Origin of the sequence: Streptomyces sp. SM1 (assembly GCF_002910825.1) — a bacterium.
Classification (GTDB): domain Bacteria; phylum Actinomycetota; class Actinomycetes; order Streptomycetales; family Streptomycetaceae; genus Streptomyces; species Streptomyces okerensis.
Genome location: NZ_NEUB01001025.1, coordinates 1 through 13265 on the forward strand (window position 1 = coordinate 1; position 13265 = coordinate 13265).

Consider the following 13265-nt stretch of genomic DNA (forward strand, 5'->3'; position numbering starts at 1 on the left):
TAGTGTCCTGCGCCGGAGATCCGTCGGCAGTATCGGGCAAGGGATTCGAGGATCTCCTCGGCGGTCTTGGTCCAGATGAACGGCTTGGGGTCTGCGTTCCAGTCCTTGATCCAGGCGCGGATGTCGGCTTCGAGGGTCTGGACGTTCTTGTGTGCGCCGCGGCGGATCTTCTGGTCGGCCAGAAAGCCGAACCACCGCTCGACCTGGTTGATCCACGAGGAGCCGGTCGGGGTGAAGTGCATATGGAAGCGGGGGTGCTTGGACAGCCACGTCCTGATCGCGGGTGTCTTGTGGGTGCCGTAGTTGTCACAGATCAGGTGGATCTGCAGATGGGCCGGCACCTCTTTGTCGACCTTGACCAGGAACTTCTTGAACTCCGCCGCTCGGTGCCGGCGGTGCAGGGAGCTGATGACCTCGCCGGTGGCGACGTCGAACGCGGCGAACAGTGTGGTCAGGCCGTTGCGGACGTAGTCGTGGGTGCGCCGCTCGGGCATGCCGGGCATCATCGGCAGCACAGGCTGGGAGCGGTCCAGGGCCTGGATCTGCGACTTCTCGTCCACCGAGAGGACCACCGCGCCGTCGGGCGGGTTGAAGTACAGGCCGACGACGTCGTAGACCTTCTCGACGAACAACGGGTCCGTCGACAGCTTGAAGGTGTCGGTCAGATGCGGTTTGAGCTGGAACTTCCGCCAGATCCGGCCGACGGTGGACTTGGACAGACCGCTGTGCTCCGCCATCGACTTGCGCGACCAGTGCGTGGCGTTCTTCGGGAGCTGTTCCAGCGTGGTGACGACGACTGCCTCGATCCGGTCGACGCCGATGATGGGCGGCCGGCCCGGCCGGGGCTCGTCAACGAGGCCGTCCAGGCGGTCGGTGAGGAACCGCCGCCGCCACTTGCGGACCGTGTCGGCGGTCACCCGTAAATCCCGGGCGACCGCGACGATCGGTGGCACCTCCGGCCCCGCGCATGCCAGCACATCCGAGCGCGCAGGGCCAGAGCCTGGGCCGATGTGGCCCGACGCTTCCACCGCTCCAATATCGCCCGCTCATCAGCGGACAGCAGCAGCGGTTCCAGCTTCGGGCCTCGACGAGGCACTGAGCTTCTCCGGCTGCAGCTTCGGAGGGCCCAGCAGCGCGACTCTCGAGCTCGACCACGTCAGAGACTTCCTTCCGGACGTGAGCCACGGCACGCGGAGCAACTCCTGCAACACGGTGTCCTGGGGCGAGGTGGGGAAGGCGGAGTTCTACTTCATCTACATCGGCTCTACTAGGCTCAGCGTCAACAGCGTCGTCACCCGCTACTGACAGCGTTCGGACCGACAGTGGCCCCCCGGCTATCCGGGGGGCCACGCCTCTCAGGAAAGTTGGCAGAAGGCCAGAATGACCATCCATGTCTCGCGCTGTTGCTTCGGCTACCGGCGCCGGGGACTCGTCCTGCAAGACCTGACGCTTGACCTGCCGTCAGGGTGCGTTGTGCTTCTCGGGCCGAACGGCGCCGGTAAGTCGACGTTGCTGGGACTCCTCGCATCCGCACTCATTCCAAGCGCAGGTAGCGTGACGCTCGGTGACCTGGATACCTGCAGACGGGGCGATCTGAAGCGGTACCGGCAGCAGGTTGGCTGGCTGCCGCAGCAGGTGACTCCGGTACCGGGGCTGCGTGTCAGAGAGCAGGCTGCGTATGCCGGATGGCTGAAGGGCCTGTCGCGGCGGGATGCATGGGACAGATCGCTGGGCGCGATCAAACAGGTAGGACTGGGTGACCTGGCCGACCGTTCTGCCGCGCAGCTGTCTGGGGGGCAGCTGCGTCGCCTGGGTATTGCTCAGACGATGGTGCATTCGGCGCGAGTGGTCCTGATGGATGAACCAACCGCCGGCCTCGACCCGACGCAGCGCAAGGTGTTCCGCGGCCTCCTGGACGATCTGAAGGAGCAGGCGAGCTTCGTCGTTTCCACCCACCAGACGGAAGATCTGGAGGACAGCTACGACTCGGTCCTGCTCCTCGATCGAGGGAACATCCTCTTCCAGGGGCCGACCGTGTCTTTCCTCGACCTTGCTCCGGGCCAGGTGGCGTCCGGACGCCGGGCTGAAGCCGCCTATGCCGGTTTGGTGAAGGGGGAGGTGTAAGCGTGCCTTGGAGCACCGTACTGCGAGTGTCGATCGCGCCTCGCATCGGCCTTTTGCTGATCATCTGGCTGCTTGCCTATCGCGACAGTGTCACCGAGCTGGTGACCCGCGGGTATTGGGATTCAGTTGCCGGTCAAAGCTCGTCTCTCCTGGTGTGGACAGCACCGGCCGTGGCTGCCTGCGGCGCTTGGGAGGGGATGCGCGTCCGGCAGGCACGGACTCTGCAAGGGGCGCCGGCGCGGACGTTCACGGGGGTTTCTCTCGCTGTACTCTCGCCCACTCTCGTCCTGGGAGTGCTTGCGGTCACGCTGTCCCTCGGCATGCTCCTGCCGCAGGCTGCAGGCAGCCCCAATTGGACCACGGTGGCGATCCTCGCTCTGGAGCTGCTGGTCGTGGCGACGCATATCGTCGTCGGATATGTCCTCGGGCTCACCCTGCCCCGGTTGTTGGCCGTGCCTGTGGCGCTGGTGGGCAGCTTCGTGTGGATGGCCTACCCGGCGGCGATGAACGTCTTCTGGGTGCGCCAACTAAACGGTACGAACTTGGCCGAGTGCTGTCAGCTGGACCAAGTGGCCGCTCCCCGCAGCATTGTCGCCCCGGCCCTCGCCTCAATCGGACTGCTCGCAGCTGCCTGGCTGGTGACGGTGCGGGGACGGCGACTGCGACCCCTCGCTCCCGTTGTCCTGACCGTCGCCGTAGCTATCTCGGCTTGGATTGTCCATCCCCTCGGTTACAGCGCCGCCGAATCCCGCTCCACAGCATCCCGCACCTGCTCAGCAACCCACCCGCAGGTCTGCCTCTGGCCCGAACAGCGCGACAACGCGAGGGACATCACCACGTGGGCAACGGACGCCCACAGGCGTCTGACTGTCGCAGGCGTCACGACAACTGCTCAACTGGCGCCCCGATCGACCACACCGACCTCCGACGAGGTCCGAGCCCTTCTCGCTCTGAGCGCCCTGCCCAAGGACATCCCAGCCTGCGCCCAAACCGGTGAGTGGCCAGGGAGCCGGGCCTACGGCCCACTGAGTGTCTGGCTCACCATCACCGCAGGCGCGGACCCCCAGACTGTCGCGTCCCGCTATGCGCCCCCCGAAGTCGATCTCGCCAAACGCGTTCTCGAACAGACTCCACACGACCAACAAGTCTGGTTCCAGCAGAACGTCGAAACACTCACTCGGTGTGATAAGCAGCCCGTCCTTGACACGGGGCACCTCTGAGTCCGCTACGACGAGCCAACCGACAGAGAGAAACGTCCATGGACTGGTGGATCCAGGTTCGTCGAGTACCCGCAATCTGTGCCGCCCTGGTGGCCTGCCTGGTACTCGGCGCCGTCGCCGACTCCATCCAGGTACCCGTACCGATCGTAGTAGGAGGGGTCTCCTTCTCCTTTCCCCTCCCCTTCCTGCTGCCACTGGCACCGGTGTGCCTCATCCTGCACGGACAGTCCCGCGGAGGAAGCTCCATCGAAGCGACCGCCGTACGCCCTGTCGGCCTATGGGACACCGGACTCATGACGGCCTGCACACTCGTGATGCTCGCCGGAGGCTGGCTCATCTCCTCGACGTCCGGTCACATCCTCGCAGCAGGCATGGCCCGAAACTTCCTGGGCTACCTCGGACTCGCCCTCCTGCTACGCCTCCTCGCCAGCCCTCGCATCGTTGCCACGATCGTCACCGTCTTCCCCATCGCGTGCGCAGCGTTCGGAGTGCAACACGGAGTACCTGCACGGTGGGCATGGCCCTTGCACGAGCCCACCTACCTACCAGCGTTCATCGCAGCCATCGCCGTGGGAGCTACCGGACTGGCCGCATCTGTTCTCCCTCTTACCGCTGGCCGCCTGGCTCGGCTCTCACGGTAGTGATGTGGTGGAGCACTCCGCAGGCCGTACTGCCCACGGCATGCAGTGGCCTTAATTCCGCAAGTTCTCATAGCCGCACTTACCAGTATCCTCGGCGGGCACGGTTGCCTCCTGGTGGGCGGGTGTTCTGGGGTCAGGTGTGTGTGATCAGGTAGGCGGGGCCCTCGCCGCGTCGGGCTCGTTCGATGGCGTCGAGGCGCGTGAAGGCGCGCGGGGCCATCAGCTCCTGCCAGGTAGCGAGGTCGTGGACGGCCCACATGTCGTGTTCAGCGGGGTCGAGGCGGATCCGGTCGAGCTGGTCGGCGGTCAGCCGGCCTCCGTCGAAGATGAGCCCCACCTTGTTCAGCGGCTGGCGCGGTCCAGCGTGGAGGAAGTGCGTCAGGAGCAGGGTCGGCGTGTTGAGGGCGAGCTCCAGGCCGGTCTCCTCGACCGTCTCCCGCCGGGCGGTCTGCAGCGGGTCCTCGCCCGGGGCATCCAGGTTGCCGCCGGGGAACTGCCAGAGTCTCGAGCCGTAGACCGAACGGAGCTGGACCGGACGGTCGTGTTCGTCGCGGATGTACAGGCAGCCGTACACCGTGTGGTGGGGGACGGTCTGCGCGTACTCCTCGGCTGGCATCGGCAGGGGGCGGCCGGGCCGGGCAGGACGGTGGTCGAAGGCGAGGGCGAGAACGCCGAGGGCTTCCTTGGCCGGCGGGTAGATGCCGCGGAGGTCGGCGAGCAGCTCGTCGGGTGACCCGTCCGGGTTGATACGTGAGGTGTCCTCCGAGCGGAGCAGGTCATCGAAGGAGGGGTACGGGGTGATCCGCTGCACGATGACGTCGAGTTCCCGCCTGGTGTCCCGGTCGTGGAAGACGAGCGTGTCGCCCACGGCGACGGCGCGCCTGCTCGGGGTGGCCACCCTCACTTCGATCGTCTTGCGCCCTGCTTCCACCTGCCGGTAGTACCGGCCGAGCAGGTGCATGTGGTGCTCGGTCGGTTCGTCTCCGGCCGCCGGGCTCGGCACAGGCGGGATCGCGTGCTGGGTGTCGTCAGGCATACGTGCCTCCGTTCGATGCTTTCCGCCCGTCGCGGCCGTGTGGCCCGACGCGGACGCGTCCGTCGGCGTGCTACGGCAGTTCGACCGGTCCGTAGCGTGCGTGCGGCTCCTGCCGCATCAGGGCGTCGTACCGGTCTGCTGCCGAGAAGTGCCAGAACTCGGTCCCGTAGTTCGTGAATCCCGCGCCTTCCATGGCGTTGAGCAGCAGGGTGCGGTGGTGGCGCGCGTGTTCGCTGAGGTTCGGGGCGTGTGTGAAGCAGGTCCCGTCGCTCTCCTCGGGGGAGGCGTTGACGCGGGTGCCGAGGTCGAGTTCGTGGCCGTCCTGGTCGATGAGGGGCACGTCCACGGCCGCGCCAGCGGAGTGCGGCGCGATCTCTGGCGGTGACACGTACCGGCTGGCGGCCTGGTGCAGCTGCTCGGGTGTCCAGTCAGGGTGGGCGGCGGCCAGCTCGTCGCGGTACTCGGTGAAGTAGCGTTGCTGGAGGGCCGGCGGCCGGTAGCCCTCGATGAACAGCAGGTCGGTGCCGGCGGGCAGGAGCGAGCGGGCATGCTTCAACCGGGCCAGGACGCCTTCACGGACGTGGGCGAACGCCCCCAGTGGGTCGTGCTTGCGGGGGTCGACGCGAAGGTTGTGGTCCTGCACGTCGACGAGTGGCTCTCCGCACTCGCGCACGGGGATCGCCGCGACCTGCGGATCGGACATCAACACCGGAGGAATCATCGAGTCTCCCTGTGACGGATTGCGCTGAGGTGGCGAGGCGGGGGCGGCAGCGGTCAGATCGGTCTCGCGCACGATCCGGGCGACGGTGTCCCGCAGCGTGCTGTCGGCCGGGATCACGGTTTCCAGACCGCCGGGCAGCAGGTCCAGCTCGCGGTACCAGGAGGTGAGGTGGGCGTCGGTGACGTGCGCCAGGTAGGCGGCATCCGCCTTTGACGCGTGCCGTACCAACGTCGCTTCCAGCGGAACGTCCAGGTAGTAGCACCTGGAGACGCCGCGGTGGTCCCGTACCAGAGACGTGATCATGTGGCCGTAGCGGTCGGCATACAGGATCCCTTCGAGGACGACGTGGAAGCCGGCGTCGAGGGCTGCGCGTGCGATCGTGCCCAGCAGGGCGATGTTGGCGCCGCGCGCGGTGTCGTGTTCCCTGAGCACGTTCCGGCGGATCACGTCCTGGCCCACGATCGCGATACCGCGGCCGTAGTGATCTCGCAGGCCCTGGGCCACGCTCGACTTGCCGGACGCCGAGTTGCCGCGGATTACTACGAGGCGGGTGTCTGGACGCCCGGTCGCTGTCGCAGTGGCCACGCGACTGGCTGCGCTGGTCATGCGGGCCAGCCCGTCTCGCTGTACAGCTCGTCGTTCTGGATCTTCTCGATGGCCAGTCGGGTGTAGGGGACGAGGTCGTCGGGAAGGGCGGCGGGATCCCAGAATTTCCACTGGGTGCACTTGTCCGGCTCGCGCAGCACCGGCTCGCCGCTCCAGGTACGGGCGCGGAAGAACAGGCCCATGCGGGGCGGGTTCCTGGGCTGACCGATGTGGTGGACGACGTGGACGAGTTCGACGTCCTGGCGCTCGATGTGCAACCCGGCTTCCTCCATCGCCTCCCTGATCAGGCAGTCGATGGCGTTCTCCTGCTCGCAGTGGCCGGCCAGGACGTGCCAGGTGGACGGCGCGAACGCGGAGTCGGGGTGGCGCAGCCCGAGCAGCACCGTCCCGTCCGGGCGTTCCAGGTAGAGGTGGACGCCGATGATGTTGGGGACCGTGTCGTGCGGTGACGCCAGACGCTGTTCCTCGGGCTCGGGTCCGCTCCGCATCGGCGGGTGCCCGGCGGCGTGGCGCCGTACGAGGTCGCTGGTCGTGTCCGCGATGCGCAGGCGGTGGAGGTCGTCGGGGGCGAACCAGGCGAGCATGACTCCTTCGGTCAGGTGGAGTTCGCGCGGGTCGCCGTTCCAGCGGCCGGCGTAGATGGCGATGGGTACGGTCGTGCCGTCGTCGTGGGAGGCGTACTCGGTGCCGAACGGGGACAGGCCGACGAGATCGAGGCCGGCTTCCTCAGCCAGTTCGCGCCGCACGGTGTGTTCCAGGGTGGCGTCCTGGGGCTCACGGCCGCCCCCGAGCAGGGACCACATGCCCGGCTCCCAGATCTGTCCGGGGAAGTAGTCGCGGAGATGGAGCAGGTACTCGCCGCGGTCGTTGTAGATCAGGGCGGAGGCGTTGGCCGTCTCGGGTTCGACCTGAAGCGGCAGTTTGAGGAGCTTCTCGTGCAGTGTCGGGGAAGTTACCCGGTCCACGGGACGCCACTCGATGCCGCCGACCTCCTCTTCCTGCAGCACGACCGGTACCTCGGTCGTCCGCAGGCGGAAGGGGAACCGGAGGTCGAAGTGCTGGTGTGCGGGCTCGCCCTTGCCCGGATGGGCGTCGATGTCGTGGGTGTCGATGTCCAGAAACGGGATGAGTTGCATTGGATGCAACATTCCGTCCGGTGATGAGGACGCCATTTTGGCTGCTCCAGCGCGTCGATGGAACGGGGGCGGTTGAGTCGGCGTGACCTTGACCTGGGGCGCCGCGCATTGATTCAACAATGTTGCACCTGATACAACAGCTGCGTGAGTGCGACAGCGCCGGGTTCGGCCTCCCTTGTCCTCGCCCGGAACGTGGTCCATCTGGACCCGGCGACCGCGGTGTTCAAGGCCATGCTCGATGGGTGGGCGAGGCAGCAGTCGGCTCGCTTCCTGAAGAGCTCGACGATCGACCCGCGGCGGCGGCTGATCGAGCGGTTCGAGGAGTTCACCGGGCTCTACCCGTGGCAGTGGACACCAGCGGAGGGCGAGGCATTCATCGCAGACTTGCGAAGTGGCCAGACGCCGATCCAGATGTCGACCGCCCGCGGCTACGAAGTCATCATCAGCCTCTTCGTCGAGTACCTGAGGGACAGCCGCTACGACTGGCTCAAGGTCTGCGAAGAGCGTTTCGGCGAGGTGCCTCAAGAGGTCTTCCACGAAGGCAACTCGGTGATGCACACGGTCGAGTACGAGGGAGACCCTCGGCGCCGGCCGCTGACCTACGACGAGGTCCAGGCCCTGTTCGACGCCGCTGACGCCCTGCCGTCCAAGATCCGCGGACAGGGACGCAAGGGCGCCCTGACAGCGATGCGGGACGCGGCCGTCATCAAGACCGTCTACGCCTTCGGCATACGGCGAACCGAAGCGTCGCGTCTGGACCTCGTGGACCTGCGGCGCAACAGACAAGCGCCGGACTTCGGGAACTTCGGTTCCATGATGGTGCGCTTCGGCAAGTCGTCGAAGGGCGCTCCGCCGAAGCGGCGCATGGTCCTGACCGTCCCGGAGATGGACTGGGTGGTCGAGGTCCTCAAGCACTGGCAGGCCGAGATACGCCCGCACCTGGTCCCGGGACGCCACCCGGCGCTGTGGGTCACCGAGCGCGCGGGGCGCCTGTCGCCTCGGTCGATCAACTCCGCCTTCACCGCCGCACGCGAGGCGGCCGGGTTGGATCCCGATCTGGACCTGCACTGCCTTCGCCACAGCTACATCACCCATCTCACCGAGTTCGGATATCCGGCACGATTCGTCCAAGAGCAGGTCGGGCACTCTCACGCATCCACGACGGCGATCTATATGAACCCTCGGGAATTGCATCAGACGGGCGAGAAGTCGCAGGTCGCCAGGTCACGGCGAGAGCTTGAAGGACTCCGAGGCTACTACGACCTAGCTGCCTGACCAGGCATGTTGCCGATCGTATCCCTTCTGATGCATGATCCTCCCTCCAGAAGGGATGGTCTGGAGTGGTGCATCAGCGCAAGGTGGCCCTGGCCGGGGCGGCTCAACTGGAGCTCGTCTCCGGGGTGGTCCAACTGCGTCCTGAGGACGCGATGTTCGACGCGATGCTGAGGGGCTGGCGTGCTCAGCAGAAGTCGCGGGGGTTGAAGGACGACACGATCGATCCGCGGGAACGACTCATACGCCGGTTCCTGGAGTTCGCGAACGACTACCCGTGGCAGTGGACGCCGGCCCACGTGGACGAGTGGTCGGTCTCATTGACCAGTGAGAAGCACCTGGCACCGTCGACGATCCGCAGCTACCAGGGCACCGTGCGGCTGTTCAGCGAGTTCCTCATCGATAGCCGCTACGGATGGGGCCCTGCCTGCGAGGAAGCCTTCGGCACCTTCCCGGTGGCGGTCTGTCACGAGTGGAACACCATTGCCCACCTCAACGATTACGAGGGCGACCCGGAGGCCAAGCCCTTCACCCGGGAACAGCTGCAGCTCTTCCTCGACTACGCCGACGACCAAGTCGAACGAGCCCTGCGGGCGAGACGCAAGGGCGCCCTGGCGGCCTACCGTGACGCCACCCTCTTCAAGGTGATCTACGGGTGGGGACTTCGCCGGACCGAGACCTCCAAGCTCGACGTGGTCGACTTCGGGCGCAACCCGCAGGCCCGGCAGTTCGGCCGGTACGGCACGCTCAACGTCCGCTACGGCAAGGCCAAGAAGGGCCAGCCGCCCCGGCGCCGGAACGTCTTGTCGGTGATGGACTGGGCCGTCGAGGCAGTTGCCGACTACGTCGAGAACGTCCGTCCGCGCTTCGGATTCCCCGACCACCCCGCTCTGTGGATCACCGAACGTGGTGGACGCCTGCGGCCCGGCTCGATCAACGACCGGTTCGAGGCATACCGCGACGCCCTGGGCCTGCCGAAAGAGCTGGTCCCGCACTCCTTGCGGCATTCGTACGTCACGCATCTGACCGAGGACGGGGTGGACCGCCGCTTCATCCAGCAGCAGGTCGGCCACGAGAGCGACAGCTCCCTGGCCATCTACACGCACGTCAGCGACGACTTCATGAACACTTCCCTGCACAAGGCACTGGCCCCGGCGTTCACCGGGGTCTGACAGGAGGGACCCGGCGATGGCCGCCAAGCTTGATTACCACTGGCACCTGCGCAAAGTCATGGCCGACCGCGGGATGTTCTCCACCACCGACCTCATCCCGCCGCTCGCCGAGCGCGGTATCACGCTGTCCTCCAGCCAGGTCTACCGGCTCGTCGTCGAGCGACCGGAGCGACTGAGCCTGAAGATCCTCATGGCCCTGCTCGACATCCTGGACTGCACCATGGACGACCTCATCGAGCCCATAGCGGTGGCCGGAGCCGTGAAGAAGCCGAAGAAGGCCGCCGCCGGCGGCACGGCCCCCGACACGGAAGGGCTCGGCGGACTGCGGCCAAAGCGAGCCCGGATCAAGGGTATTGACCGGCCGTGACTACCACCGGCTCTCTCGACCGCTCCGTCACGGACCCGATCGGCCTGATCACGGACCTGGTCGCGGATGCCGAGAGCGAACTCGGCTCCGAGACCATCCGGACCGTGGTCACCGCGATCGCGGGCGGCCGCGCGAAGTCACGGAACCTGGCCAAGTTCCTGGCGACGCGCCCCGCCGCTCTGACCGATGGCCGGTCCCCGGCGCCACGGGCCGTCGGCGATCTCCTCATCGCCCTTCGCAGGGCCGGCGCCTCGGCGATCTCGCCACCGGTCTGCGCGGACTGTGGGAAGGGGCTGCGAAGCCTCCAGCGGCAGGGCCAGGACTGGTACTGCTCGGTCTGCATCAAGGAGACCACCGAGTGCGCCGCCTGCGGCAACACCCGGCGCGTCACCTTCCGGGACCGCAAGGGCCTGCCCCGCTGTTCGATGTGTCCCGACCACGATGACCGCGACCCGGCCACGGTCGTCCACACGGTGATCAACACGATCGCCCCGGGCGCCGACCCCGACGTGGTCGCCGAGGCTCTGCGCCGGTCGGCGCCCCACCGTCCCCACTATCGCCAGCGAGTGGTCTGGGCCCTGGAGGAGAACCCCCGCCTGCTGACCGGCGAGGCCCATATCGCCCCGCACCGCGCCATCTTGAGGTTCATCGACCTTCTGCACGAGGCCGGTGTCGCCGGGATCGTCCGGCCGTCCTGCCCTCGTTGCCACCGAGTGGTTCGCATCGACAAGCCGCTCGACGGGCAGCGGGTCTGCCGCAACTGCATCGCCAAGTCCCGCATCGAAGAATGCGTACGCTGCGGAGCCCGACGCGAGCCGGCCACCCGCGACGAGCAAGGGCGACCGCTGTGTCCGAACTGCCTGGTCACCGACCCTGCGAACGCCGAGGTCTGCATCGGATGCAAGGAACGGCGGCGAGTACACACGCGCACCGCCGAGGGCCCGCTCTGCCCCAACTGCTGCCCCCTGCCGGTCCTGGTCTGCTCCATCTGCGGCCTCACCGCTCCCGGCAACCACTCGAAGCTCACCGGCCTGCCCCGCTGTCGCGGCTGCTTCCAGCGCCAAGCCCGCTGCACCACCTGCGGACGCGTCCGTGGCATCCATTCCGGCACCGCGGACGCTCCGGTCTGCGGCCCCTGCACCAAGCCGGACGCCGAGCTCTGGCACCCCTGCCCCACCTGCGGGCAGGCCGAGCGGCTGCGTTCACCGGGGCCATGTCGTCGTTGCATTCTCAAGCAGCGGCTCCACGAGCTTCTCGCCGACGACTCGGGCTCCATACCCCCGAAGCTGCAGGCCCTCAACGACGCCCTGGCCAAGACGGAACGGGTCGGCACGGCGATGCGCTGGCTGGCCGGTGGCATCGTCTCCACCGTCCTGTCCGATCTCGGCTCCGGCCATCGGCCCCTGACACACGAGGCCCTGGACGAACTCCCGGCGGGCAAGGTCGTCGAGCACCTCCGCAGCGTGCTCGTGGCCACCGGCACGCTGCCCCAGCGGGACGAGCAGATGGTCCGCCTGGAACGGCACGTGAACGATCTCGTCACCTCCCACGCCACTGCCGAGGGACGGAAAATCCTGCACCGGTACGCGACCTGGCATCTCCTGCGACGGCTCCGCCGCCGCAGCCGCGGCAACGACATCACGCACACCCAGCTCACCGTCGTCCGCCAGCATCTGCGGGCAGCCATCCATCTCCTCAACTGGATCGAGGTCCAGGGCCTGACACTTGTGACCTGCCGTCAGGCCGACCTCGAACGCTGGATGACCAGCGACGATGTCCGTCACCGCCGGGAGGCGGGCCACTTCGTGCGCTGGGCTCTCGCCCAGAAGATCGCCCGCGATCTCAGCTTCCCGGCCGTCCGATGGAACGGCCCGTCCCAGGCAATGGACGACGAGGCCCGCTGGGCCACCGCTCGCCGTCTGCTGCACGACGACACCCTCAAGTCCGAAGACCGATTCGCCGGCCTGCTGTTGCTCCTCTATGCCCAGTGGCCCGCGGCGATCTCCCGTCTCACCGTCGACCACATCGAGGAGACCGACGGAGCCGTCCATCTCCGCCTCGGCGCCGTCCCCGTCGAGCTGCCCGCACCCGTCGCTGAACTCGCCCTCCACCAGGTCGCGGTCCGCCGCAGCCATGCCGTTCTCGCCCGGACGGATTCCCCCTGGCTCTTCCCCGGCGGTCAGCCCGGGCGCCCGATCAGCGTCTGGGCCATGGGCGAACGACTCCGCAAACTCGGCATCCGGCTCGCCGAGACCCGCTCAACTGCCCTGTTCCAACTCGCCACCGAGCTGCCCGCCGCGGTCCTCGCCCGCACTCTCGGCATCGACATCACCGTCGCCGTCAAATGGCAACGAGCCGCCGCCGGAGACTGGGGCGCCTACGCAGCCGAGGTCAGCCGCCGGAACAGCCAACCCGACCCGATCAGGAACGGACGATGACCACCGACCAGCAGCACCTTTGGACCCTCCTGAGGAAGCTCGACACCTCCGGAGACGCGGAGTTCCCGCGCAACTTCGACCGATCTGCTACCCGAACGCGGTTCAACAAGCTTGCTGCCGACATCGACAGGGAGTTCGCCTGCACCTGCACTGTCGAACGGGACGTTCAGGAGGCCAGCTACCACGGAAGGATCACTATCCCCGTCGCGGCCACAGCGAGTGCCGACTTCATCACGGTAATCGTCAGCAACTTCGGTGATCTGGCTATCGTCACTCTCGGCAACCCCATGAGCTACGACGAGGAGGAGACCAGTTACCTGCTCGATTCCACCGACCTCAGCCGTCTCATCGGGATACTCAGCGAACTCGGATACGTCACCGTCCCCGAACACTTGACTTGGGCCGACTACGACGGCGCGTTGGAGCTCCGCTCTCACGCCAGGAGCTGGTTCGACCGCTTCTTCTTCTACACGTGATCTCAGCCCGTGAGGGCTAGGCATTCGGTGAGTTCCAATACCCGACTCCACCATTA

11 protein-coding genes and 1 pseudogene are annotated in these 13265 nt (G+C 67.1%); 8 read left to right on the forward strand and 4 right to left on the reverse strand.

Annotated elements, in window-relative coordinates; translation table 11 throughout:
- Positions 1-1096, reverse strand: a pseudogene (locus tag B9S61_RS36925) (IS630 family transposase); the annotation flags it as partial.
- Here B9S61_RS36925 and B9S61_RS41840 point away from each other — a divergent pair.
- The 3 genes from B9S61_RS41840 (at position 1009) to B9S61_RS36935 (ending at position 3344) form a co-directional block, all read left to right on the forward strand.
- Positions 1009-1305 carry a hypothetical protein gene (locus B9S61_RS41840; protein ID WP_219820002.1) on the forward strand — a complete coding sequence of 99 codons (297 nt, stop codon included), beginning with the start codon at positions 1009-1011 and terminating at the stop codon, positions 1303-1305. The pseudogene B9S61_RS36925 and the gene B9S61_RS41840 overlap by 88 nt on opposite strands.
- A gap of 75 nt (positions 1306-1380) precedes the next feature.
- Positions 1381-2124: an ATP-binding cassette domain-containing protein gene (locus B9S61_RS36930; RefSeq protein ID WP_103546072.1), complete on the forward strand. Its 744-nt coding sequence runs from the start codon at positions 1381-1383 to the stop codon at positions 2122-2124.
- A 26-nt stretch (positions 2125-2150) separates the two neighbouring features.
- Positions 2151-3344 carry a hypothetical protein gene (locus B9S61_RS36935; protein ID WP_103546073.1) on the forward strand — a complete coding sequence of 398 codons (1194 nt, stop codon included), beginning with the start codon at positions 2151-2153 and terminating at the stop codon, positions 3342-3344.
- A gap of 774 nt (positions 3345-4118) precedes the next feature.
- Here B9S61_RS36935 and B9S61_RS36940 read toward each other — a convergent pair.
- The 3 genes from B9S61_RS36940 to B9S61_RS36955 all read right to left on the reverse strand — a co-directional run bounded on the left by B9S61_RS36940 (position 4119) and on the right by B9S61_RS36955 (position 7484).
- A complete protein-coding gene (locus B9S61_RS36940) occupies positions 4119-5021 on the reverse strand; it encodes an NUDIX domain-containing protein (RefSeq protein ID WP_103546074.1) in 903 nt (300 codons plus the stop codon).
- A 70-nt stretch (positions 5022-5091) separates the two neighbouring features.
- On the reverse strand, positions 5092-6327 hold the full coding sequence (locus tag B9S61_RS43075) for a M15 family metallopeptidase (protein ID WP_258040064.1): 1236 nt from the start codon (positions 6325-6327) through the stop codon (positions 5092-5094).
- Positions 6328-6344: 17 nt separating this feature from the next.
- Positions 6345-7484 carry an NUDIX domain-containing protein gene (locus tag B9S61_RS36955; protein WP_258040065.1) on the reverse strand — a complete coding sequence of 380 codons (1140 nt, stop codon included), beginning with the start codon at positions 7482-7484 and terminating at the stop codon, positions 6345-6347.
- Positions 7485-7715: 231 nt separating this feature from the next.
- Between B9S61_RS36955 and B9S61_RS36960 the strand changes: the two genes are divergently transcribed.
- The 5 genes from B9S61_RS36960 to B9S61_RS36980 all read left to right on the forward strand — a co-directional run bounded on the left by B9S61_RS36960 (position 7716) and on the right by B9S61_RS36980 (position 13209).
- The gene (locus B9S61_RS36960; protein ID WP_103546076.1) at positions 7716-8759 is read left to right on the forward strand and encodes a tyrosine-type recombinase/integrase; all 1044 of its coding nucleotides are present in this window, start codon (positions 7716-7718) and stop codon (positions 8757-8759) included.
- 65 nt (positions 8760-8824) lie between these two features.
- Complete coding sequence (locus B9S61_RS36965) at positions 8825-9928, forward strand: tyrosine-type recombinase/integrase (protein ID WP_103544119.1); 1104 nt, start codon at positions 8825-8827, stop codon at positions 9926-9928.
- 16 nt (positions 9929-9944) lie between these two features.
- On the forward strand, positions 9945-10295 hold the full coding sequence (locus tag B9S61_RS36970) for a helix-turn-helix transcriptional regulator (RefSeq protein WP_103544118.1): 351 nt from the start codon (positions 9945-9947) through the stop codon (positions 10293-10295).
- Positions 10292-12733: a hypothetical protein gene (locus B9S61_RS36975; protein ID WP_103544117.1), complete on the forward strand. Its 2442-nt coding sequence runs from the start codon at positions 10292-10294 to the stop codon at positions 12731-12733. Before B9S61_RS36970 ends, B9S61_RS36975 begins: the two co-directional genes overlap by 4 nt.
- Positions 12730-13209, forward strand: coding sequence for a hypothetical protein (locus B9S61_RS36980; protein WP_103544116.1), 480 nt, complete (start codon positions 12730-12732; stop codon positions 13207-13209). The genes B9S61_RS36975 and B9S61_RS36980 overlap by 4 nt, the downstream gene beginning before the upstream one ends.
- Positions 13210-13265 lie beyond the last annotated feature (56 nt).

Excerpts from the sequence above, each read along its gene's own strand:
- B9S61_RS41840 (WP_219820002.1), top strand. The coding sequence starts at position 1,009 with ATGTGGCCCGACGCTTCCACCGCTCCAATATCGCCCGCTCATCAGCGG.
- B9S61_RS36930 (WP_103546072.1), top strand. The coding sequence starts at position 1,381 with ATGACCATCCATGTCTCGCGCTGTTGCTTCGGCTACCGGCGCCGGGGA.
- B9S61_RS36940 (WP_103546074.1), bottom strand. The coding sequence starts at position 5,021 with ATGCCTGACGACACCCAGCACGCGATCCCGCCTGTGCCGAGCCCGGCG.
- B9S61_RS36955 (WP_258040065.1), bottom strand. The coding sequence starts at position 7,484 with ATGCAACTCATCCCGTTTCTGGACATCGACACCCACGACATCGACGCC.
- B9S61_RS36960 (WP_103546076.1), top strand. The coding sequence starts at position 7,716 with ATGCTCGATGGGTGGGCGAGGCAGCAGTCGGCTCGCTTCCTGAAGAGC.
- B9S61_RS36970 (WP_103544118.1), top strand. The coding sequence starts at position 9,945 with ATGGCCGCCAAGCTTGATTACCACTGGCACCTGCGCAAAGTCATGGCC.
- B9S61_RS36980 (WP_103544116.1), top strand. The coding sequence starts at position 12,730 with ATGACCACCGACCAGCAGCACCTTTGGACCCTCCTGAGGAAGCTCGAC.